The sequence below is a fragment of the Caballeronia glathei genome, from assembly GCF_000698595.1.
GTDB classification, from domain to species: domain Bacteria; phylum Pseudomonadota; class Gammaproteobacteria; order Burkholderiales; family Burkholderiaceae; genus Caballeronia; species Caballeronia glathei.
In genome coordinates, this window is record NZ_JFHC01000023.1 from 62,403 (window position 1) to 84,279 (window position 21,877).

23 protein-coding genes and 1 tRNA gene are annotated in these 21,877 nt (G+C 66.6%); 14 read left to right on the forward strand and 10 right to left on the reverse strand.

From position 1 onward, the window contains the following. Positions 1 to 179: 179 nt before the first annotated feature. Positions 180 to 1,592 carry a DUF2252 domain-containing protein gene (locus BG61_RS16220; protein WP_035933193.1) on the reverse strand — a complete coding sequence of 471 codons (1,413 nt, stop codon included), beginning with the start codon at positions 1,590 to 1,592 and terminating at the stop codon, positions 180 to 182. 424 nt (positions 1,593 to 2,016) lie between these two features. Here BG61_RS16220 and glgX point away from each other — a divergent pair, with 424 nt between their 5' ends. Then, entirely contained in the window at positions 2,017 to 4,224 is a 2,208-nt protein-coding gene (glgX, locus tag BG61_RS16225) for a glycogen debranching protein GlgX (protein ID WP_035933191.1), read from the forward strand. Between the two features lie 12 nt (positions 4,225 to 4,236). On the opposite strand, the gene BG61_RS16230 is transcribed toward glgX, so the two are convergent. Further along, positions 4,237 to 5,670 (reverse strand): methyl-accepting chemotaxis protein, encoded by a 1,434-nt coding sequence (locus BG61_RS16230; protein ID WP_035933189.1) that lies wholly within the window; start codon positions 5,668 to 5,670, stop codon positions 4,237 to 4,239. Between the two features lie 221 nt (positions 5,671 to 5,891). Between BG61_RS16230 and BG61_RS43285 the strand changes: the two genes are divergently transcribed. Then, entirely contained in the window at positions 5,892 to 6,029 is a 138-nt protein-coding gene (locus tag BG61_RS43285; RefSeq protein WP_158447108.1) for a hypothetical protein, read from the forward strand. 102 nt (positions 6,030 to 6,131) lie between these two features. On the opposite strand, the gene BG61_RS16235 is transcribed toward BG61_RS43285, so the two are convergent. From BG61_RS16235 to BG61_RS16245, 3 genes are all read right to left on the reverse strand, one after another. Next, positions 6,132 to 7,316, reverse strand: coding sequence for a tetratricopeptide repeat protein (locus BG61_RS16235; RefSeq protein ID WP_035933184.1), 1,185 nt, complete (start codon positions 7,314 to 7,316; stop codon positions 6,132 to 6,134). 122 nt (positions 7,317 to 7,438) lie between these two features. Then, a complete protein-coding gene (locus tag BG61_RS16240) occupies positions 7,439 to 8,119 on the reverse strand; it encodes a PspA/IM30 family protein (RefSeq protein WP_035933182.1) in 681 nt (226 codons plus the stop codon). Between the two features lie 544 nt (positions 8,120 to 8,663). Beyond that, entirely contained in the window at positions 8,664 to 9,080 is a 417-nt protein-coding gene (locus tag BG61_RS16245; protein WP_035933179.1) for a plasmid mobilization protein, read from the reverse strand. A 686-nt stretch (positions 9,081 to 9,766) separates the two neighbouring features. Here BG61_RS16245 and BG61_RS16250 point away from each other — a divergent pair. Continuing rightward, on the forward strand, positions 9,767 to 12,247 hold the full coding sequence (locus BG61_RS16250) for a penicillin-binding protein 1A (RefSeq protein WP_035933278.1): 2,481 nt from the start codon (positions 9,767 to 9,769) through the stop codon (positions 12,245 to 12,247). A gap of 193 nt (positions 12,248 to 12,440) precedes the next feature. Here BG61_RS16250 and BG61_RS16255 read toward each other — a convergent pair whose 3' ends face one another. From BG61_RS16255 to BG61_RS16265, 3 genes are all read right to left on the reverse strand, one after another. Then, on the reverse strand, positions 12,441 to 12,890 hold the full coding sequence (locus BG61_RS16255; protein WP_035933177.1) for a copper chaperone PCu(A)C: 450 nt from the start codon (positions 12,888 to 12,890) through the stop codon (positions 12,441 to 12,443). Between the two features lie 7 nt (positions 12,891 to 12,897). Then, a complete protein-coding gene (gene copC, locus BG61_RS16260; protein ID WP_035933174.1) occupies positions 12,898 to 13,269 on the reverse strand; it encodes a copper homeostasis periplasmic binding protein CopC in 372 nt (123 codons plus the stop codon). Between the two features lie 107 nt (positions 13,270 to 13,376). Further along, positions 13,377 to 13,757 (reverse strand): DUF2946 domain-containing protein, encoded by a 381-nt coding sequence (locus BG61_RS16265; protein WP_035933172.1) that lies wholly within the window; start codon positions 13,755 to 13,757, stop codon positions 13,377 to 13,379. A gap of 129 nt (positions 13,758 to 13,886) precedes the next feature. Here BG61_RS16265 and BG61_RS16270 point away from each other — a divergent pair. From BG61_RS16270 to BG61_RS16280, 3 genes are all read left to right on the forward strand, one after another. Further along, a tRNA-Met gene (locus BG61_RS16270) sits at positions 13,887 to 13,963 on the forward strand. A gap of 271 nt (positions 13,964 to 14,234) precedes the next feature. Continuing rightward, entirely contained in the window at positions 14,235 to 14,732 is a 498-nt protein-coding gene (locus BG61_RS16275) for a heme-degrading domain-containing protein (protein WP_035933169.1), read from the forward strand. Next, positions 14,729 to 15,076, forward strand: a complete 348-nt coding sequence (locus BG61_RS16280; protein WP_063741041.1) for a DMT family transporter — start codon at positions 14,729 to 14,731, stop codon at positions 15,074 to 15,076. The genes BG61_RS16275 and BG61_RS16280 overlap by 4 nt, the downstream gene beginning before the upstream one ends. 57 nt (positions 15,077 to 15,133) lie before the next feature. On the opposite strand, the gene BG61_RS16285 is transcribed toward BG61_RS16280, so the two are convergent. Continuing rightward, positions 15,134 to 15,463: a hypothetical protein gene (locus BG61_RS16285; protein ID WP_081868093.1), complete on the reverse strand. Its 330-nt coding sequence runs from the start codon at positions 15,461 to 15,463 to the stop codon at positions 15,134 to 15,136. A gap of 472 nt (positions 15,464 to 15,935) precedes the next feature. Between BG61_RS16285 and BG61_RS16290 the strand changes: the two genes are divergently transcribed. The 6 genes from BG61_RS16290 to BG61_RS16315 all read left to right on the forward strand — a co-directional run bounded on the left by BG61_RS16290 (position 15,936) and on the right by BG61_RS16315 (position 19,230). Further along, entirely contained in the window at positions 15,936 to 16,208 is a 273-nt protein-coding gene (locus BG61_RS16290) for a hypothetical protein (RefSeq protein ID WP_035933167.1), read from the forward strand. After that, positions 16,208 to 16,561, forward strand: a complete 354-nt coding sequence (locus BG61_RS16295; RefSeq protein WP_232256181.1) for a hypothetical protein — start codon at positions 16,208 to 16,210, stop codon at positions 16,559 to 16,561. The genes BG61_RS16290 and BG61_RS16295 overlap by 1 nt, the downstream gene beginning before the upstream one ends. Positions 16,562 to 16,662: 101 nt before the next feature. After that, positions 16,663 to 16,947, forward strand: a complete 285-nt coding sequence (locus BG61_RS16300) for a DUF1488 family protein (RefSeq protein WP_035933166.1) — start codon at positions 16,663 to 16,665, stop codon at positions 16,945 to 16,947. Positions 16,948 to 17,220: 273 nt separating this feature from the next. Then, positions 17,221 to 17,403 carry a hypothetical protein gene (locus BG61_RS16305; RefSeq protein ID WP_035933162.1) on the forward strand — a complete coding sequence of 61 codons (183 nt, stop codon included), beginning with the start codon at positions 17,221 to 17,223 and terminating at the stop codon, positions 17,401 to 17,403. A gap of 71 nt (positions 17,404 to 17,474) precedes the next feature. Further along, positions 17,475 to 18,104, forward strand: a complete 630-nt coding sequence (locus BG61_RS16310; RefSeq protein WP_035933161.1) for a TetR/AcrR family transcriptional regulator — start codon at positions 17,475 to 17,477, stop codon at positions 18,102 to 18,104. Between the two features lie 7 nt (positions 18,105 to 18,111). Beyond that, entirely contained in the window at positions 18,112 to 19,230 is a 1,119-nt protein-coding gene (locus BG61_RS16315; RefSeq protein ID WP_035933158.1) for an enoyl-CoA hydratase/isomerase family protein, read from the forward strand. Here the strand turns inward: BG61_RS16315 and BG61_RS16320 are convergent. Next, positions 19,227 to 19,652 (reverse strand): hypothetical protein, encoded by a 426-nt coding sequence (locus BG61_RS16320; protein ID WP_035933155.1) that lies wholly within the window; start codon positions 19,650 to 19,652, stop codon positions 19,227 to 19,229. The two genes, BG61_RS16315 and BG61_RS16320, sit on opposite strands and share 4 nt — an antisense overlap. Before the next feature lie 282 nt (positions 19,653 to 19,934). Here BG61_RS16320 and ssuE point away from each other — a divergent pair, with 282 nt between their 5' ends. Further along, positions 19,935 to 20,567 carry an NADPH-dependent FMN reductase gene (gene ssuE, locus BG61_RS16325; RefSeq protein WP_051672569.1) on the forward strand — a complete coding sequence of 211 codons (633 nt, stop codon included), beginning with the start codon at positions 19,935 to 19,937 and terminating at the stop codon, positions 20,565 to 20,567. A gap of 132 nt (positions 20,568 to 20,699) precedes the next feature. Next, on the forward strand, positions 20,700 to 21,848 hold the full coding sequence (gene ssuD / locus BG61_RS16330) for an FMNH2-dependent alkanesulfonate monooxygenase (protein ID WP_035933153.1): 1,149 nt from the start codon (positions 20,700 to 20,702) through the stop codon (positions 21,846 to 21,848). Positions 21,849 to 21,877: the final 29 nt, after the last annotated feature.

The following is a 21,877-nucleotide window of genomic DNA, read 5'->3' on the forward strand; positions in this document are numbered from 1 at the left end:
CGCGCCAGCAAGGGCCATGCCATGACAGGTGCAGTGGCGGGGCCGTTGCGCGGGCGCCGCGCCGGGAGCAGGTGAATGATAGCCAATCGATCGCGCGCCCGTGTGTAGTTTTTTCCGCTTTGCGTTGCGATCGTCTTCTCGTCACGCGCACTTTCCCTCAGGCGAAAATGCGCGCGGCGTCAGGACTTTTCTTCCGGTGCCGCCTCGATGCGCCCGCTCGCGATCGCCTCGGTGAACGCGGCGTGGTCCGCCACCGTCTGCGTGCCGTAGCGCTCGGCCCAGCCCGCGCAGGCGGCGTCGAACTTGTCGGAGCTGCCGCAGTAGCCGGCGATCAGCGCGGCGTCGCCGCTTCTCGCATGGGCGCGCGCGAGCAGGAGGCCGAGACACCACGCGTAGAAGTCGAAGGTCGCGCCGTGCAGCCAGTCGACGGGCACGGAGCCGCGGATGTTCTTCATCTGGCGCACGTAGAAGTCGCGCCCCGAGATCGTCGTCCAGCCGAGCAGCGGGTCCGACGAACTCTGCAAGAGGCGCTGGCCGTGCACGACGCGCCGCCCCTGATGCTGGAACGGCTCCTCGAGCGGCGGCACGAAGGGCGCGGCAGCCGGCACGATGCCTTCCTTCACCTGCATGAAAAGCGGGTCGCCGAGCGCGCGCCCGAGCATCAGCACGAGGTACGCGCGCGTGCCGACGCTGCCTACGCCCACCACCCGGTGCGCGACATCGGCGACGTCGTAGCGTTCGAGCATCATCCGCCATTCGCCTGCGATCGTCTGCAGCGACGCCTTCAGCCCGTCGATCACGTGGTTCTTCTCGGCAGCGTCTAGCTTCGTGAGGATCGGCGGGTCGACCTTGAAGCGAAAGCCCTTGCCCGCCGGCTCGGCGACCTTCGCCAGCATCGAGGCGTGCGAGCGCTTCATCGCGCGCTCCACGGTGCGCTCGATCGTGGCTTTCTCTTCGGCGTCGAGGGGCGTGGGCGGGTCGATGTGCAGCGCGCTTGCGTACGAGCGCATCTGCCAGAGCTCGTACGCGCTCACCTTCGCGAGGTCGGCCATCGTCTTGCGATAGGCGGCCGCGGCGGCGCACACGGCGCGCTCGCGGCCGCTCTCGTCGACGCCGTTCTCGCGTGCCGCGACATTGATGCTCGCCGTGAGCCGCTTGAGGTCCCACTCCCACGGCGCAACGAGCGTTTCGTCGAAGTCGTTCAGGTCGAAGACCACGTCGTGGCGCGGCGTGCGAAAGAGGCCGAAATTGTTCAGGTGCGCGTCGCCGTCGATCATCACGTTGTGGCCGATCGAGGGCGAATGCGCGAGGTCCCACGCCATCACGTTCGCCGATCCGCGCAGGAAAGCGAACGGCGACTCCGCCATGCGCGCCATGCGCAGCGGAATCAGCCGCTCCTGGCGCCCCGCGTTGTTGGCGAGCACGCGCTCGACCGGATCGGGGCGCGCGGGGGCGGGCTGCCAGTCCGCGTGGGCGTCGAACGGCACGGCGTCGCGCAGTTCGCGTCCCGCCGCACGGCTTTCGTCGGCGGTACCGTAGGCGGCCGCCTGGCTGGCGGGCGAATGCTTCGTGGCTGGCGGGCGGGTCGGCAAGCGGATTCTCCCTTCGCGGATGGGGATGGATGGACGCATCGGACGGCATGTTCGGCGTCATGAAAGCGACTGCGGGCGAAACGATTGAGCACATCAGGTAAGCACAACAGGCAAGCACAACGCACGCCATGCCGCGAGCGCGCCCGACGAGTATCTTTTACATCGTCCGCGGACATGCGCGGCATTTTTCTCCATCGCGCGCGACATGCTGCGGCGCACTCCCTGCATCATGCTCCGTATTCGCCTGCGTTCCCCGACACCGGCGGGGATACCTCACGAGTCAGTCGCACGCGGGCATGCAATCTGCTTCTAACGACCCGCCCGGAGCGGGACGCCGCGCCTCGCCGCCCGCGTGTCCATCCGCTCCGCCCGCCGCGCTGCGTCTCTCGCGCGGCGCACCTCAACTTCCGGGAACGATCATTCCATGCCGAACGATATCCGCATTGCCGAAGGGTCGCCGTTTCCGCTCGGCGCCACCTGGGACGGCGAAGGCGTCAACTTCGCGCTCTTTTCCGCGAATGCAACGAAGGTCGAACTGTGCCTCTTCGACGAGAAGGGCGAGAAGGAACTGGAGCGCATCGAGCTGCCCGAATACACCGACGAAGTCTGGCACGTGTACGTCTTCGGCCTGAGGCCAGGGGCCGTGTACGGCTATCGCGTGCACGGCCCCTACGAGCCCGAAGCCGGGCACCGCTTCAACCCCAACAAGCTGCTGCTCGACCCGTACGCGAAGGCGCACGTCGGCGAGCTGAAGTGGGACCCCGCGGTCTTCGGCTATACGCTGAACGCCGACGGCGACGACCTCACCTTCGACGAACGCGACAGCGCGCCTTTCATGCAGAAGTGCCAGGTGGTCGACCAGACCTTCACCTGGACCCACCCGACGCGCGTGCGCGTGCCGTGGGAGCACACGATCTTCTACGAGACCCACGTGCGTGGCTACACGAAGCGCCATCCCGCCGTGCCCGAGGCCATGCGCGGCACGTTCGAGGGGCTCGGGCAGCAGGAGGTGATCGAGCACATCAAGAGCCTTGGCGTGACCTCGGTCGAGCTGCTGCCGATCCACTCGTTTCTCAACGACAGCCATCTCACCGAGAAGGGCCTCACCAACTACTGGGGCTACAACACGATCGGCTTCTTCGCCGCCGATCCGCGCTTTTTCGCGCGCGGGCCGGGCGTCGTCGCCGAGTTCAAGGAGATGATCGACCGGATGCACGAGGCCGGTCTCGAAGTGATCCTCGACGTGGTGTACAACCACACGGCCGAAGGCAACGAGCGCGGGCCGACGCTGTCGTTTCGTGGCATCGACAACGCGTCGTACTACCGCCTGATGCCGGAGGAGAACCGCTACTACATCAACGACACCGGCACCGGCAACACGCTCAATCTCGCGCATCCGCGCGTGCTGCAGATGGTCACCGACAGCCTGCGCTACTGGGTGACGGAGATGAACGTCGACGGCTTCCGGTTCGATCTCGCGACGATCCTCGGGCGCGAGCCCTACGGCTTCGACGAGGGCGGCGGCTTTCTCGACAGCTGCCGGCAGGACCCGATTCTCTCCAGCGTGAAGCTGATCGCGGAACCGTGGGATTGCGGCCCGGGCGGCTATCAGGTCGGCGGCTTTCCGCCCGGCTGGGCCGAGTGGAACGACCGCTACCGCGACACGGTGCGCTCGTTCTGGAAAGGCGACGATGGCGTCGCCGCTGAACTCGCGACGCGCATCACCGCATCGGGCGACAAGTTCAATCATCGCGGACGCCGCCCGTGGGCGAGCGTGAACTTCATCACCGCGCACGACGGCTTCACGCTGAACGACCTCGTCTCGTACAACGAGAAGCACAACGACGCCAACGGCGAGGACAACAACGACGGCCACTCCGACAACAAGTCATGGAACTGCGGCGTCGAAGGCCCGAGCGAGGACCCCGAGATCCGTACGCTGCGCGAGCGCCAGAAGCGCAACATGCTCGCGACGCTGCTGTTCTCGCAGGGCACGCCGATGGTGCTCGCGGGCGACGAGTTCGGCCGCACGCAGCAGGGCAACAACAACGCCTATTGCCAGGACAACGAGATCAGCTGGGTGGACTGGGAGGGCATCGACGACGACGGGCGCGCGCTCATCGAATTCGTGCGCAAGCTCACGACGTTGCGCCACACGCTGCCAGTGCTGCGTCGCGGGCGTTTTCTGACGGGTGAATACCACGAGGACCTGCAGGTTACCGACGTCAAGTGGCTGAGCCCCGCGGGCGACGAACTGATGCCCGAGCAATGGGACGATCCGTCGATGCGCTGCTTCGGGCTTGTGATCGACGGCCGCGCGCAGGCGACCGGCATTCGCCGTCCCGCGTCGGACGCGACGCTGCTGGTGGTGGTGAACGCGCATCACGATGTCGTCGATTTCACGCTGCCCGAGGTGCCGGGCAGCGATCAGTGGAGCTGCCTCATCGACACCAACGCGCCGATCCGCGAGGAACTGGAGGACTTCGATTCCGGCGATGTCTATCAGGTGACGGGGCGCTCGCTGCTGCTCTTCGCGCTGCATGCACGGGGCGCGACCAAGCGCATCTTCAAGCGCCTCGAAGAAGCGCTCACCGACGAGGTCGAACCGGAGAGCGCCGAGCCGAAAACCTGAGGCAAGGCAGGCTCAGGCCCGGTAGCCCATGCGCAGGCCGCCCCAGTGGCGGCCCGCGACGATGATCGGCGCACTCGCGTCCTTCATCAGCACGAACTCGCCGCCGCCCATGTCGCGCCGGTAGGTCTGCAGCAGGAAGCGCTTGGTGTTGCGCCCGGCGGCGAGGCCCGTGCGGTCGTCGAAGATGCGGCGGTTGCGGCAGTGCGCCGCGTTCCACACAGGATCGTCCCCTTGCGGCTGCGAGAACGCGCGGTTGTGCGTCGGCAGATAGCCGTTGTCGTCGACCGCCGCGCAGAACGCGACGCGCGGGTCGAGCGCGAGGAGCGGCTCCTGAAGCGCAGGCAGCACGCGGTCGGTGAAGGCCGTGAAGCGCGTGAGGTGTTGCGGCGGATGACTGCCCGTGACCGGCCGGTAGTCGCGGTCGAAGAGATCGTCGAGCGTGATCTCGCCGCGCGCGAGCGCCGCGTCGAAGCGCCTGGCGATCTGCGCCGCCGTGCGCTCGACGGCCTCGATGAACGGCGTGTCCGGCGTGCGCACGCCGGTGGCCGCCGTCAGCTCGATCAGCGTCTCCGACACCGACAGCAGGCGCCCTAACCGGTCCTTCGCCTGCACGAAGTTGCGGCTCGAATCCTCGACGCCGCTTGCCAGTTCCTCCACGCTCGCTTCGAGCCCGTTGCAATGCGCCTCGATCTCGCCCGAGAGCGTCGCGATCTTCCCGGCCTGGTCGTCGAGGTGCGTGATGGCTTCGCCCGTTGCGTGCACGACGTCGCTGATCGTGCGGGTGCCTTCGCGCACACGCTCGGCGCGGCGCGTGTTGCGCGCGCCTTCGTCGATCAGCGCCTCGGTCTGCCGCGTGAGTTTCGCAAGGGTGCTTTCGATCTGCGAGGTCGCGAGCGCGGTCTTGCCCGCAAGATTCTTCACCTCGGATGCGACCACCGCGAAGCTCTTGCCGAATTCGCCCGCGCGCGCCGCCTCGATGGCCGCGTTCAGCGCGAGCAGGTTGGTCTGGCGCGCGATGAGCGCGATCTCCTCGGACACCTGGCTCACGTGCGCGAGTGCGGCGCGCAGCTCGCCCATGCGGCTTTCGATGACGGTCACGCCCTCCGCGAGCCCGTGGATGTCGGCGAGAGACTGTTCGATGGTCGCCTGCGATCGCTCGACTTCGCCTGCCGCCCGCTGCGAGACGACACGCGCGTGCTGCGCGGCTTCCGCGATGCGGCGGTTGCCGTCGAGCGTGACGGCGGTGTTCTCGCGCAGGGTCCGGCACACGAGCGCCTGGCGCTGGATGCGCGAGGCCACTTCCTCGACGTGCCCGGACACGTCGCAGATCTCGATGCCGAGCTTGCCCGCCTGCGCGGCGATGTCTCCCATCGCCGATTTAGCCGAGGCCGACGCAGGAGAAAAGTACGACGCGTGCTGCCCGCGGCGAAAGCCAAACAAAGCCATGCTGGTCTCCTTCGGCTGCCGGTTCGGGCGCCGGTCGTGTGTGGATATTCTTGTAGGTGACTGCTTTACGGCGACGCCCGCAGGAACTTTAGACGGCGCGAAAGGATTAGACGTAAGGCTCAGGCGCTATCATGCGGGGTGGTCGAGGCGGCGTGAGCCGCTTTTTTTTTTCACGCGACTTTAAAGGGAACGATGAACAAGACGACTCGGCAACGCCGGCGATGCCTCATCGGGGCGACATGATTTTCGAGGTGATCGCGCGCGTCGCGGGCTGGGACCAGCTTGCGCGCGTGTGGGAGTTCATCATCGGGTTCTTCACGTTTCTGTGGGGGCTGCTGCGCTTTCTCGGCGGTGGGTGATGCCGGGATGATGTCGCGCGGGTCCCGGCGCGGGAATAAAAAAAGGCCCCGAACGGATCGGAGCCTTCTCTCGCGCTGAAAGCAGCAAGCCTTACGTGTCGTTCACGTATCGCGCCAGTTGTCGTCGTTGTTGCCGAGGTCGACGCCTCCGCCAGAATCGTCGTTCCAGTCGTTGGAGCCGTTGCCGAAGTCGAGGCCGCCATCGGCATTGCCTCCGAGCCCGCCGTTCCCGCCGCTCTGGTCCGGCGCGGGCACTTGCCGCTCGATCACGCGGTCGCGTCCATGCGACAGCGCTTCTCCGAGCAGCACGCCGGTGAGCAGGCCGCCCATGCCGCCGCCGAATCCGCCGCCGCCTTGCTGGATGATCACGGGCTGCTGCTGCTGCGGCGCAGGCTGGGGCGGGTACGGATAAGGCCCCTGCTGATTGCGGCCGAAGCGCTCGGCTTCCTGCGCATACACCGAGTCGCTTTCGCGCGCAGGCGGCGCGGCGTTGGGATCGGGCCGGCCCTCGGCGCGTGCCTTCAGGCTCTCGACCTGATTGCCGAGTTCCTCGACCCGGTACGGCGGCACCGGATTCTTCGCATTCGAAAGTGCTTCGGTCAGCTCGCGCAGTTCCGCCTCGACGCCTTCCACTTCCTTCAGCAATGCTTCATGGCCGGGCGTGGTCGAAAGCCGCACGTCGAGCTTGAGCGTGCGCACTTCGTTGAGCAACTCGGTGGCGCGTTTGAGCTGCGTGCGGCGGTCGTCGTCGGCGCGGCCGTCGTCTTTCGCGCGGGCGCGCCGCAGGCCCCAGCGCAGCACGAGCGCGATGCCGGCGAACAGCACCGCGATGCCGACCCACGCGCCGATGCCCGGCCCGTGTTTTTCCTGCGCTGCCGCCGGACCCTGATTGAACGGGTTCTGCGCGACCGTGCCGGTCTGGGCGGGCGTGTTGTCCACGGCGTTGCCGCCTACCTTCGCGCGATTGGCGTCCGCGCGGATGCGTGCCTCCGTCGACGCGAAACGCATCGGGTCGGTGAACTTGAGCTGGGGATCGAGCGACTTCGCCTGCCGCAGGTGGGAGAGGGCGTCGGCGTAACGGCCTTCGCGGTCGAGCACCTGCGCGTACAGATAGTGCGCGTGGGCGTTGTTCGGATGCGCCTCGAGCACTTCGGTCAGGCCGGCGTCGGCTTTCTGCCAGTTGCCCTGCGTCATCGCCTCTTCGATCTGCCGCGCGGTCGGCACGGCGAACGCGGCGGTGCAGACGAGCATCAGCGATGCCACCAGAGCCGTCAAAAGTTTTTTCATGATGCGGGCCGGGCGCGATAAACGCCCGCCTCCTGTCGATCACACATTCCAGTGCGACCGGACGGCGCACGCGGAAGTTCGCGCTTTCGCCGCTCCGGTCGCCAGCCGGTGCGCCAATCCGTTTACTGCGCGGGCGTGTCCAGCTGTTTCTTCAACGCTTCCAGCCGGTCCTCGACCGACGGTCCGCGGGTCAGTGCCGCGAGCTTGTCGTCGAGCGCCTTGCCGCTCTTCTGGTCCGCCGAGTTCAGGCGCGCGTCCGAACGGGCGTTGGCGAGCTGCACCTTGTCCTCGAGCTTCTGGAAGTCTTCCGACAGGTTCTTCCCGCCGATGCCGCCGAGCGCGGTGGCCGCGACATCCTTCGCCTGCGCGATCTGCTGCTTTGCCTGCAGGATGTTCGAGCGGGCATTCAGGTCGTTGCGGCGCTGGCGCATGTCCCCGATCTGCTGCTTCAGATGATCGACCGACGGCTCGAGCGTGGCAAGTTCGGCGGCGAGCGCGTCACGTTCGGTTTCCGCGTTCGCCTGTGCAGAGAGCGCTTCGCGCGCGAGCCCTTCGTCGCCGGACTGCAGCGCGCGCTTCGCGCCGTCTTCGTACTTCTTCGCCTTCTCGGCGGCGACGTCGCGCTTGCTTTGCTGCGTGGCGACCTGCGCCTCGATCTCGATCAGCGCGTTTTCCGCTTTCGCGATGCTGTCGTCGAGTTCGCGGACGATCTGGCGCGAATCGCGTGACGGGTCCTGCATGGTATCGGCTGCGTCGTTCAGCAAGCCCTTGACGGTGCGCGTAATGGAATCCAGAAGCGACATGTGTTTCTCCTTGAGAAGGCGGCGGCCGCTGTACCGCGAGTGTGCCGTATTGCCGTTTGTGATGCTCGTGATCGCTCGTGAGCCCTGGTGTGGCGTTCATGGGCGTTCATGCGGCGCGCATCGCTCGATGCGCGCCGCGAACATGCGGTCGAGCGCGTGAATTGCAAGCGCAAGGCTTCAATTTACACCCGCTCGAGCTTTCACTTTTGCGTCGTGTATTAGAGCACGGCACGGCTTAAGCCGGACTTAACCAACGTTAAGGAATGTAACGGACGCTGAATCGCCGGACACGCTAGTCCGGCAAGGCAGTGATGTGGAAGAGACATGCCGTTTTGTTCGTGCAAGAAGGGCACTCGGCGAGCCCGCCCCGGGGGCAATCTCGCGCGCCCCTGTCATGGGTGAACACTTCGCGCGCGGTGTCGGCGCATGTCGATGGATCGCGCCTCTGAGCCCGGTGAGGGCCGCGCGGTTCGTGCTGGCCAAGGCCGATGATGGTGCGCGGCGGCGCGCTTCGTGTCCCCGATGCGCCGTCGCCCGGTGTGGATTACTGGCGCGAGCGGCCGCCCGTGAGCGATGCGTCTTCGCCGGCTCCGCTCGCGTCGTCGGCCTCGTCGCTCTCGTCGATGTTTTCGCTGCGCGGCGGCTTCACACTCGCTGCCGCCTTTTCCGCGGCCGCAGCGTTTGCCGCCGCCTTGGCCGCCGCATCGCGGGCTTCGCGCGCCGCCGCCCTCTCGGCGACATGCCGCAGCGCGACATCGAGCGGATCGGGCGCTTTCGGCGCCCGCAGGCGGTCGACGATCCCCGCGACCTTGATCTGCTCGCTCGTCGCGTTGAAGTTCAGCACGGCCCGCCGCATGAGTTCGCTGATGCTGATGCCGAGGCTCTCGGCCGTGTTGCTGATCGCGAGTTTCTGCGCGGGAGTCACGAAAACAACAATGCGTTCGCTGGGTTTGGTAGTCATGAGCGGCTCGCAAACAGTAAGGCAATTGCAATCGGACGGCGACAAATTTACCGCAACGCAGATGTCGAGAATGTCCGTTTTGACCGGCAATCGACGCATCCATCATATCGGTTTGTGCTGCGGCGTGCGTGCGCTGGGAAACCAGCGCTGCAAATGAGGCGCGCCGCGAAAGTGGCGTGCGCTCAATGACTTGGCTATTTTCTCATAGGGTTGTCCACAAGGCTCTCAACACTTTCTGTGGGTAACCGGGCGGTGCGCACGGCCACCATTGGCGTGATTTACTTACAAAAAAATCGGCCGTATCGCGTTGAGGCGCGCTCGAATTCTTTAAAATGCGCTGTTACTCTGCGTGCGGGGAACGCGAAGCGGGTTCCGCCTTGCCAGGCCTCGAGCCCGGTCCGGCCTAGAAGGCCTTATGCGGACCCATGCCGGTCTCGTGCGGCTCTCGTGCGATGGCGCACGAAACTGACGCGTGAAAGTGACACTCGAAGGTGATGCGCGTCATCGCGCGCGGCCCGGGTTCATCGGCACGCGCTGCGCGTCATGCCGCGGTCATGTTCCCGCCATCGAAGCAATGCCGCCGCGGCCGTCCGCCGCTTGACCACGGCCATCATTCATCGCTGCGCGGTTTTCGTCGACGCGCGCAGCGCGCAAGGCGCGAGCCGGCGCGCCGAACAATCGAAAGCATGCCAATCATCAAACGACCCGACCCCTCGAACGCACCGCGCGACAACCGAGACAATCACCGCAGCACGTCGTCCCGCCGCAATGATCGCAATGAGCGCCACGAGAGCGCAGGGCGCTCGCTCGCGCTTTCCGTTTCGCTGTGGTTCGCGGGGCTCGCCGCGCTCGCCGCGGTGGTGGGCGCGCTGATCATCGGCTATGCGCTCGTCGTGATGGGGCCGAACCTGCCGTCGCTCGACGCGCTCACCGACTACCGCCCCAAGGTGCCGCTGCGCGTGTACACGGCGGATCATGTGCTCATCGGCGAGTTCGGCGAGGAGCGGCGCAGTCTCGCGCGCTTTCAGGACATCCCCGACCAGATGAAGAAAGCGGTGCTCGCGATCGAGGACTACCGCTTCTACGATCACGGCGGCGTCGACTTCATCGGCATCCTGCGCGCGGGCGTGACCGACCTGATGCACGGCGGCGCCTCGCAGGGCGCGAGCACGATCACGATGCAGGTGGCGCGCAACTTCTTCCTGTCGAGCGAGAAGACCTACACGCGCAAGGTCTATGAAATGCTGCTCGCGTACAAGATCGAAAAGGCGCTCACGAAGGACCAGATTCTGGAGCTGTACATGAACCAGATCTATCTGGGCGAGCGCGCCTACGGCTTTTCGGCGGCGGCGCGCGTGTATTTCGGCAAGGACCTGAAGGACATCACGCTCGCGGAAGCGGCGATGCTTGCCGGGCTGCCGAAGGCGCCGTCGGCTTACAACCCGGTCGTCAATCCGAAGCGCGCGAAGATTCGCCAGCAGTACATCCTCAAGCGCATGCTCGATCTGAACTTCATCACGCGCGCGCAGTATGACCAGGCGGTCGCCGAGGAGATCCACACCAAGTCCTCGGGCACCGAGTACGGCGTGCATGCGGAGTACGTCGCGGAAATGGTGCGGCAGATGATGTACGCGCAGTACAAGGAAGAAACGTACACGCGCGGCCTGACGGTCACGACCACGATCGATTCCGCCGACCAGGACGCTGCCTATCGCGCGGTGAGAAAGGGCATCATGGATTACGAGCGGCGCCACGGCTATCGCGGGCCGGAAGGCTTCGCGAATCTGCCGCAAGACGCCGACGACCGCGAGCAGGCGATCGAGGACGCGCTCGTCGATCATCCCGACAACGGCGATCTGGTGGCCGCCGTCGTCACGGCCGTGAGCCCGAAGCAGGTGACGGCCGAGTTCGTCGGCGCGGACCCCGTGACGATCTCGGGCGATGGCCTGCGCTTCGCCGCGCCGGGGCTGCGCAGCAATGCGGCAGCGGCGCTGCGCATCAAGACGGGTTCGATCGTGCGCCTCACGAAGGACGCGAAGAACAACTGGCAGATCACGCAGTTGCCGCAGGTGGAAGGCGCGCTCGTGTCGCTCGTGCCGCAGGACGGCGCGATTCGCGCGCTCGTCGGAGGCTTCGACTTCAACAAGAACAAGTTCAACCACGTGACGCAGGCGTGGCGCCAGCCGGGTTCCAGCTTCAAGCCATTCATCTATTCGGCCGCGCTCGACAAGGGCCTGGGGCCGGCGACCGTCATCAACGACGCGCCGCTCTATTTCCCGCCGAGCACGCCGGGCGGCCAGGCGTGGGAGCCGAAGGACGACGATCAGCCCGACGGCCCGATGTCGATGCGCACCGGCCTGCAGCGCTCGAAGAACCTCGTGTCGATCCGCATCCTGTCGTTCATCGGCACGAACTACGCGCAGGATTACGTCACGCAGAAGTTCGGCTTCGATCCCGACAAGACGCCGCCGTACCTGCCGCTCGCGCTCGGTGCGGGGCTCGTCACGCCGCTGCAGCTCTCCGGCGCGTATTCGGTGTTCGCGAACGGCGGCTATCGCATCAATCCGTACCTGATCGCCGAAGTCGCCGATGCGCGCGGCACCGTGATCTCGCGCGCCGATCCGCTGACCGCGGGCCGCAACGCGCCGCAAACGATCGATCCGCGCAATGCCTACATGATGAACAGCCTGCTGCACACGGTCGCGACCTCGGGCACGGGCGCGGGCACGAACGTGCTCAAGCGCAACGACCTGCAGGGCAAGACCGGCACGACCAACGACGCGAAGGACGGCTGGTTCGCGGGCTATCAGCGCTCGCTCGTCGCGGTGGCGTGGATGGGCTACGACCAGCCGAAGTCGCTCGGCAGCAAGGAGTTCGGTGCGCAGCTCGCGCTGCCGATCTGGGTGGACTACATGGGTCGCGCGCTGCGCGACGTTGCGCAGCAGCAGATGCCGATGCCCGACGGCATCACGAGCGTCGACGGCGAGCTGTTCTATGCGGACCGGACGCCGGGGAACGGCTTTATCGCGAGCATCGGGATGGATGCGGCCAGTCCGACCGAAGGCGTCGCCAACGCAGAGGGCGGCGTGGGCCCGGCGGGGCTGCAGACGCCCGCCGTCAATCCGGACGAGCGCAAGCAAATCATGGATCTGTTCAGCAAGCCGTAGCCGGTTCTCTCAGCCGGAAAAAAAGCGCGCCGCAAGCGATTGCGGCGCGCTTTTCATTTGCAGGCGCTCATTTGCAGGCGCTCATTTGCAGGCGCTCATTTGCAGGCGCCCATTAGCAGGCGCTCACTAGCAGGCGCTCACTAGCAGGCGCTCACTAGCAGGCGCTCACTAGCAGGCGCTCATTGAAAGATGCTCAGTTGCCGAGCGCCGACGCAGGCTTGACCGCGCAGTTCGTCGTGATGGTCGACTGGTCGGCGAACGTGAGCGACAGCGGTATCGTCGAGCCGATCTTGAGCGGCTTGCCCGGCGTTTCCAGCATCAGGTGATAGCCCTTCGGCGCGAAGCGCAGCGTGCCGTGCGCGGGGACCTCGGCGGCATCGACGTGCGACATCGTCGCGGTGCTGCCATTGCTCTCGGACTTGTGCAGCATTGCCATGCCGAAGGCGGGTGTCTCGGCGCCCGTGAGCGACGCGGGTTTGTCGCCGCTGTTGGTGACGACAAAGTAGCCCGACGACGGCAGGTTCGGCGGCATCGCGCGAATCCAGCAATCGCTCACGGCAAGCGCGGCGGGCGGGGCGGCGTGCGCGGCCTGGGCGGTGAAGGCGCACAGCAGCGCGCCGGCGAGGAAGGCGGGTTTTTTCATGCGGGCCTCACTTGACCTTGAAGTTGTAGTGTCCTTGCGTGCGATGGCCGTCGGCGGCAACCGCGGTCCACTTCACCTGATAGGCGCCGGGCGCAAGGCCGCCGAGCGCGACGCTCATGTGCTTCTTGTTGTTCGCATCGACGGCCGATTGCGCCGTGTTCACCTGCTTGCCCGACGCATCGAGAACGACGAGCGTGCTGAACGACGGTTCGAGCGCCTCGCCGAAGTCGATGGAGACTTCGGCCGGCGAAACGACTGCGCTGTCGGGCGCGGGGCTCTCCTGTTTCGGCATCGCGTGCGCGAACGCGAACTGCGCGGTGAAGAGAGTGCTTGCGGCGAGCGCGCCGCGAAAACCACGAATTGCAAACGATGAGTTCATGCCGGTTCCTTCCTGCTCGAGACGAAGATACTGAAGATGAGCGCGGCCCGCATGAGGCACGCTTGCCTCATGCGGGCGTACGGGAGTTGCGCGTATCAATGGCCGGATCAGGCAGGAAAGGGCGGGGCGCGCGGCTGTGCGGCGACGACGGGCGCGTAGGGCGGTGCGATGGCGCGACGATCGGCCGCGGGCTGCGACTCGCCCGGTGTTGCCGCGAGCGCGGCTGCCGCGGGTGGCGGCAGGAGCGGCGTGTGGGCGGAGAGATTGCAGTAGTCGCACGCTTGCAGGTGGCCGAGTGCGGGCGCCTTGTTGCCCTGCTGCTCGACATACCGGTTCTGCCCGCCCGTATCGGCCGTGCAGAACGTTGCGAGCATGGCCTCGATGCGCCCGCGCTCGAGCATCTGCGATGCGGCGGGGGCGAGCGTCGACATCAGGATCGCGAGCAATCCGACGAGACCGCCGATCTTCCGTATCAGGGCGCTACGCATCGCGCACGTGCATTCATCGAGTGGGGAAACGAGCGGACGATTATGCCACGCACCCGTGCGCGATGATTCGCACGCCAACTAGTTGTTGCGCCATGAGCGCCGCTGTCTTATAATCTTTTCTTCGACGGACGCGGGGTGGAGCAGTCTGGCAGCTCGTCGGGCTCATAACCCGAAGGTCGTAGGTTCAAATCCTACCCCCGCAACCAAGAATTCAAATGCAAAAAGCCCGGTCACGCCGGGCTTTTTGCATTTCGCTTTCCGGATTCCGCTTCATGCCGCAGGCGCAGCGCCGCCGCAGCGGTGGCAGCGGCGTCGTTTTCGATCCGGTTCATGACCGACCTGCACGCTTCACCGCGTCGCCCTCGTGTCAGAATCCAGCTTCGCGTGCTCGCTGCCATATGCCGCGACGCCGCGCATCCCGCACTCAGCAGCATCGCCATTCCAACGTTCAGCACAGGTTTTCGGAGGCCGCCGCCCATGGACATCCCGCACGATCTTCAGGCCATCGCGCATCAGGAAAAAGCGCTCGTGTTCCCCCAGTTCGACTCCGACCACGCATGGCAGATCGGCTCGCAGCTGCGCGAGATGGCGGTGGCGCGCGGCGCGGCCGTCGCCATCGACGTGCGCACGTTCGGCCACCGGCTCTTCTTTGCCGCGCTCGACGGCACGACGCCCGACAACGCGCGCTGGGTCGAACGCAAGGCGCGGACCGTCGAGCATTTCCGGCGCAGCTCGTATGCAATCGGCCTCGCGCTTCAGCAGGCGGGCACGACGCTCGCGCAGAAATACGGCCTGCCCGCCGACGAATTCGCGTCGCACGGCGGCGCGTTTCCGCTGCGGGTGGCGGGGGCCGGCGTGATCGGCTCGGTCACCGTGTCGGGGCTGCCGCAGCGCATGGATCATCAGATGGTGGTCGAAGCGCTCTGCGCGGTGCTCGGCCAGGACTTCGGCGCGCTCGCGCTCGCGCGGGAATGACGCCGGTGCGCTCGTCCGCGTACGTGCTGCTCGCGATCGCGATCGTTGCCGAAGTCGTGGCGACCTCCGCGCTGCGCGCCTCCGATGGCTTCACGCGCCTCATCCCGGCCATCGTCGTGGTAGTGGGGTACGGGATCTCGTTCTATCTGCTTTCGCTGACGCTGCGATCGATCCCGGTCGGCATCGTGTATGCGGTGTGGTCGGGCGCGGGCATCGTGCTTATCACGCTCGTCGCCGCGCTGCTCTTCAAGCAGATCCCCGACCTGCCCGCGGTGCTCGGCATGGGGCTGATCGTGGCGGGCGTGGTCGTGCTCAACGTGTTCTCGAAGGTGAGCGCGCACTGAGCTTCGCTCGACACTCGATGAAGGCTCGATGAAGGCGCGCACGAGCGGCGCACGTCCTTACTTGCAGCGCACGATCATCGACCGGTTCTTGACGTTCGCCGAAATCACGTTGGTGATGCCGCCGCCCGTCGGCCCGCCTTCCTCGTTGTCCTTCGACACGATGTCGTAGCCCGTCGCGCCGCATGCCTTGCCCGCGAGCACGTAGCAGCTTGCCCAGCTCGATCCCGCGTCGGCGCCGCTGCAATTGACCGCGTAGCCGGTCTGACCGTCGGGCAGGTTGATCAGCGACGCATTGTTCGACGACGCGCATCCGGCAAGGCTCGCCGCCGCGAGAAGCGCGATGCCGAAGGGCAGGGCGCGTGCCGCGGCCTGGGTCGCTGCCGTCATGAACGGCGATGCCGCGACGGCCGTTTTGTTTGCGCACGCGGGGTGGCGGCGCATGCGCCGCGTGATTTCCTTCATCTTTACCTCATGGAAGCTGATCGATGGACCGCGCATCTTGCGGCGTTGCACCGCGCGTCCGGTCCAGTCGGGAAGCGGCATTTTCCCACAGGCGCCCAGCGCGACGCGTAAGCGGTTGTTAGCGTTGCAACATGCGGGCGCGCGGCTTGCGGGATCAGGGCAGGACGCGGTGCGCATATCGGTCAAAAACGCTTCTGGCAAAATGATTGCGCGGCAATTTGTGCGCGGTGCGCGAACTCTTTGCCGACTTGCGGACCTACCTGGAGGCGGGACTGCGGGGCCGAAACGCCGGGCCGGAACTGCCGCACTCCGCGCGCCATTGCCCGGCGCGCGATGGCCGCCCGTTACGCCCGTCACGCCCGTCACGCCCGTCACATAAAAAAAGGAGAGAGATGCCATGGCCGAACGAGTCATCGGACCCTATCGGGGCTATTACATCAGCGCGTCGGCGCGCCTGATCCGTCCCCACGACAACACCGACGGCCACGCCGAGCCGCCGATCTACGTGGGCTCGGTGAGCCTCGCGCAAAAGGGCCCGGACGACGTGCATCGCTTCGAGGCGCTCGTCGACCTGGGCGCCGAGCAGCGCTTCGCAACCGAAGACGAGGCGCTCGCGCACGTCGAGCAGGCCGCGCGCAATTACATCGACCGTCTGCTGCAGGCCACCTGATGCGCCAGCTCCACTTTCGCCACGCCGTGCTCTACGACATCGCGCATTGCCTGCTCGATCTGTTTCCGAGCGATGCCGATGTGAGCGAGATCGGCCCCGAGCAGTCGCCGGCGCTCTTCGTGAGCTGGCGCACGAGCGGCGTGGCGAATCATCCCGGCAACATCGCGTGGGGCGTTCACTACCGTTTCGAGCCGGAGTTCCTGCGCGCCTACTCGGCTCTTGCCGGCGACGCGCAGCGCGAGGCGTGCGAGCGCGTGCGCGAATTGAGCCGCCACCTGCGCTTCGAATACCTCGATCCGGCCGCGGTTTCGCTCTTCGTCGTCGACGTCACGGCGGACGTCATCCACGCCTGATTCGCAATGGACCTCGTTGTGCGCGGGCGAGTACCATATTCGCCTGACCGATTTGCCGCACGGGCGCGAGGCCCGGCTTTCAGTTCCGCTACGAGGCGATCATGGATATCCACTTCCCCCCGGACGCACCCGACTACCGTGACTCGAACCTGACCGTCGTGTTCGCGGCGCTCGTCGACGGCCGGCGCGTGCCTTGCGCGATCTCGGTCGAAGCGCTCGAGGATCACTTCGACGCCCAGACCTTCGACAGCAACGGCTGGATCCGCGCGTTCGACGCAGGCCGCACCCGCATCGAAGCGGTCGCACGGGAACATTTACGGCTCACAAACGGCTCGCCGGTACTGCTGAAGAGCGGCCACTTCCCGCCGGGCAAGGTGATCGCGTGAGCCTGCGCGCGCCGCGCACCCCGCACATTTACACGGACGTGTAAGGCGTCCCGGCCGGGACGCCTTACGTCGCACGAAACGGCAACGCGCCGAAATCGCAATAAAGCCCCCGCGCGTCGTTTCATGCCGGTCCATTTGGGATTACCATCTCGAAAAGCGCCACATACAGCATCACCTACGGCGGCGCGCGATGCGATTCGCGCGGCACGCTCCTTGCTCCTCGGTTCCGGCTCACGAGAGAGCGCTAATTATAAAAATCGCACGGGGGTTGTCATGTTTCATTCGCTCGTTAGTTCGCTTGCCGAATTCAATGCGTTCTGGCTCATCTGGGCCGCCGTCGGCGTGCTGTTTCTCGCGGTCTGCATCGTGGTCGCCTCGGCGATCCGCAGCGAGGCCGAGGAGCCGTTCTACAGCGCGGCGCCACGACGGGCCGACGACCGCAAAATGATCATCTGAGTCGATCGGCCGTACCGGGCGCCAGCGTGTCCGGGCCGACCCTGCGACAAGGCCGTGCCGAGAGTACCCGCATGGGAATCCAGGAACGACGGACCGAACTGAGACAGGCGCTGCGCGACCGCATCCTCGATGCGTCGCGCGAGATCGTCGGTCGCGAGGGCATTGCCGCGCTCTCGATGCGCAAGATCGCGGAAGCAATCGACTATTCCCCCGCCTCGCTCTACCTGCACTTCAGGAGCCGCGCCGACATCGCACGGGCGTTGCGCGCGGAAGGGCACGCGCAGCTGCTGCAGGCTTTTTTGATCCATGCGACCATCGTCGATGCAGCGGCCCGGTTAAAGGCAATGGGGCAGGCGTATGTCGAGTTCGGTCTCGCGAATCCGGAGACCTACCGGCTGATGTTCATGGAGACGTCGGGTGCCGCAGCGCTTGCGGACCCGGGCGACGCCGATCCCGGCGCCGCCGCGCTGGCGATGATGGCCGACGCCTTTGTCGAGCTGCGCGCCGACGGGCGGCTGCCCGCGCATGCCGCGCCGCCGGAGTGCGCGCGAGCGCTGTGGGCGAACCTGCATGGCATCGTCGCCCTGGAGCTGACCCTGTACGCAACGCCCGCAGTGCCGCAAACGTCCGCGGAAACGCTCGCCGGGCTCACGCTCGGCGCCTGGTTCGGGCATGGCGCGGCATCCTCACCTGACACGTAATGCAACGATGACCACCCACGACATCCGCACTGAAACCGCCAATGGCATCGGCTTCATCGCGCTCGACCGGCCGCAGGCGCTCAACGCCCTCACGACGGCGATGCTGCACGCCATCCGCAATGCGCTCGACGGCTGGCGCCACGATCACGCGATCAAGGCCGTCGTGATCTACAGCCCGCATCCGCGCGCGTTCTGCGCGGGCGGCGACATCCGCTTCCTGTACGAGTCGGCGAAAGCGGGCGAACGCGCCGCGATGGACACCTTCTTTATCGACGAATACAGGCTCAATCACGCGATCTTCACCTATCCGAAGCCGTACATCGCGCTCGTGAACGGCGTGGTGATGGGCGGCGGCATGGGCATCTCGCAGGGCGCGCGGCACACGGGCGGGCTGCGCGTCGTGACCGGCTCGGTGAAGATGGCGATGCCCGAGACGCGCATCGGCCTTTTTCCCGACGTGGGCGTGAGCTGGTTCCTCGCGCGCGCGCCGGGCGCGATCGGACGCTACCTGGCCGCGACCGGCACGACGATCGGCGCCGCCGACGCGCTCTACGCGCGGCTCGCCGACGCCTACCTGGACGATGCCGCCGTGTCCGATCTCGTCGAGATGCTCAAGCGGCACCGCTTCCTCGACGGCGTGGACGTCATGCGCTTCGTCGAGGGCGAGGCGGTGAAGCACAAGGTGTCGCCGACGCCCGACGGCAGCGCGCTCGCCGCGGCGCGCACGCAGATCGACCGGCATTTCGCCGCGGGCAACGGCACCGCGGTGCTCGCCTCGCTCGAGCGCGAAGCGCAGGCCGACGGGCCCGGCAGCGAATGGGCCGCGCGCACCGCCGAGCAGTTGCGCGAGTGCTCGCCGCTGTCGGTGGATGTGTCGATGGAACTCGTCGATCGTGCGAGGCTTTCCAGCATGGCCGAGACACTGCGCCGCGACCTCGATCTCACGCGCACCGTGTTCGAGCGCGGCGACGTGGTGGAAGGCATCCGCGCGCGCATCATCGACAAGGACAACCGGCCGGCGTGGAAGGCGGCGCGCGTCGAGGACGTCACGTCCGACGAGGTGAGGCGCATGTTCGAGAGCGCGTGGACGCCCGACACGCATCCGCTGAAGCTCTTGCGCGACTAGTCGCTTTCGGTGCGGGCCATGAACGCCCGCATGAAGACGAGCGCGCCCCAGCCCCACATCCCGTTGCTGACGAGACCGAGCGCCACGCGCGGCAGCATGTTGCCGCTCGGCCAGATGCCGCGCAGCGGATCGACGAGGAACACGCTCGCCGCCGTGAGCACGATGCCGCCGAAGACGAGCGCGCCGATCCACGGCGCGTCGTGCTCCGGCGCGATGCGCAGCAGCCACGCCATCAGCACGCCGAAGACCGAACTCCACAGCGCGTTTGCGATGAATTCGGGGATGCCGAGCGGAAGAAACGGGGCGGTGGAGTAGCCGGCGGGGCCGACGACGCCGGCGGCGTGCAGAAGCGCGATGGTCGATTCGCGGAAAAAGAGCGCGGCGAGAAAGCCTGAAACGAACGGCAGAATGACTTTTTGCATTGAGTGCACCGCTTGGCGCGCGAACCGCCGCCGCGCCGGTTATTTTGGGATGTGCGCCATTATAGTGGCCGGGCATGCCGGGGCCACCGGCGTATGCGCGAGCGTCGGCCTAATCACCAAAGTGGAAATCCTAAGCTCGAAAAAATCGTTTTAAACGGATGGTGGGATCCCTAGACTGTTTCACGAGGGAGACGGGCAAGCCGTCTCATGCGAATGCGCGAAGCGCTCGAAGGCCGCCCGGCGCGGCGCGCGAGTGCGAGCCTGTCAAGGGAAACAGCCACGATGTCCTATGTAGTGTCGATCTCCGGAAGTCCCGCCGTCCAATCGCGCAGCACGCATCTGCTGTCGCTTGCCGAGGGCGCGCTGCGCGGGCGCGGCCTGAACGTCCGGCGCATCGACGCACGCGCGTTGCCGCCCGCGGCGCTCATGCATGCGGACTTCGCCCATCCGGCGATCCGCCAGGCGCTCGAACTCATCGAACACGCGCAGGCGGTCGTCATTGCGACGCCGCTCTACAAGGCCTCCTATAGCGGGCTCCTCAAGACCCTGCTCGATCTGCTGCCGCAGTCGGGCCTCGCCGGCAAGATCGTGCTGCCGATCGCGACGGGCGGCTCGCTCGCGCATCTGCTCGCGCTCGACTACGCGCTGAAGCCCGTGCTTTCGTCGCTCGGGGCGCGCCATCATCTTCCCAACGTGTTCGCCTCCGACGCCGATCTTCCGAAGGGCGAAGCCGGCTACACCGTACTCGCCGAGACGGGGCAGCGCGTGATCGCGTCCGTCGATGCGCTCGTGCACGCACTCAACGATCAGGCGCAATTGCGCGAACTGCGGCTGAAGGCATCGCCGCCGCAGGCCGTGAACCCATTGCGCCACGCGCCGGCGGCGGTCGTCGAACTGGTGCGCTGCGGGACCTGACGGTTTCCGCGCGTCGATTGCGCATCGATTGATGCATCTCGCGCACGTGAGCGCGCGTCGCCCGGCGCCGCTTGCCGCTTCTCCCCACACGATTCCAATACCCATACCGAACTGCCCCCGCAGGAGTTTCAGATGAATGTTTTCTGGTTCATTCCCACGCACGGCGACAGCCGCTATCTCGGCACGACCGAGGGCGCGCGCGCAGCCGACGCCGACTATTTCCGCCAGATCGCCGTGGCCGCCGACACGCTCGGCTACGAAGGCGTGCTGCTGCCGACCGGCCGCTCGTGCGAGGACGCGTGGGTCGTCGCATCCAGCCTGATTCCCGCGACGAAGCGCCTCAAGTTCCTCGTCGCGATCCGTCCGGGACTGTCGTCGCCGGGGCTCTCGGCGCGCATGGCGTCCACGTTCGACCGCCTCTCGGGCGGGCGCCTCCTCATCAACGTCGTGACGGGTGGCGATCAGGCGGAGCTCGAAGGCGACGGCGTGTTCCTCGATCACGACACGCGCTACGAAGTCACCGACGAATTCCTGCACATCTGGCGCAGGCTGCTGGAGGCGTCGCATACCAATGAATCGATCGATTTCGACGGCGAGCATCTCACGTCGAAGGGCGGAAAGCTGCTCTATCCGCCGGTGCAGAAGGGGCATCCGCCGCTGTGGTTCGGCGGCTCGTCGGCGGCGGCGCACGAGATCGTGGGCGATCACATCGACACTTACCTCACCTGGGGCGAGCCGCCCGCGGACGTCGCCAGAAAACTCGCCGATGTCAGAAAGCGCGCCGAGGCGAAAGGCCGCAAGCTCAAGTTCGGCATCCGCCTGCACGTGATCGTGCGCGAGACCGAGGAGGAAGCCTGGGCCGATGCCGGGAAGCTCATCAGCAAACTCGACGACGAGACGATCCAGCGCGCACAGGCCTCGTTCGCGAAGATGGATTCGGAAGGGCAGCGCCGCATGGCCGCGCTCCACGGCGGGCAGCGCGACAAGCTCGAGGTCTACCCGCATCTGTGGGCGGGCGTCGGGCTCGTGCGCGGCGGCGCGGGCACGGCGCTCGTCGGCAATCCGGAGCAGGTCGCCGGGCTCATGAAGGAGTACGCCGAACTCGGCATCGATACGTTCATCCTCTCCGGCTACCCGCATCTCGAAGAGTCGTACCGGTTCGCGGAACTCGTGTTTCCGCTCCTGCCGCGCGAGCAGAAGGAGCGCGTCTCGGGGCCGCTGTCCGGGCCGTTCGGCGAGGTGGTCGGCAATTCGTACCTGCCGCGCGCGTCCCAAAGCTGAACGCGGCACGCCATTCCCAAAGGAGCAGC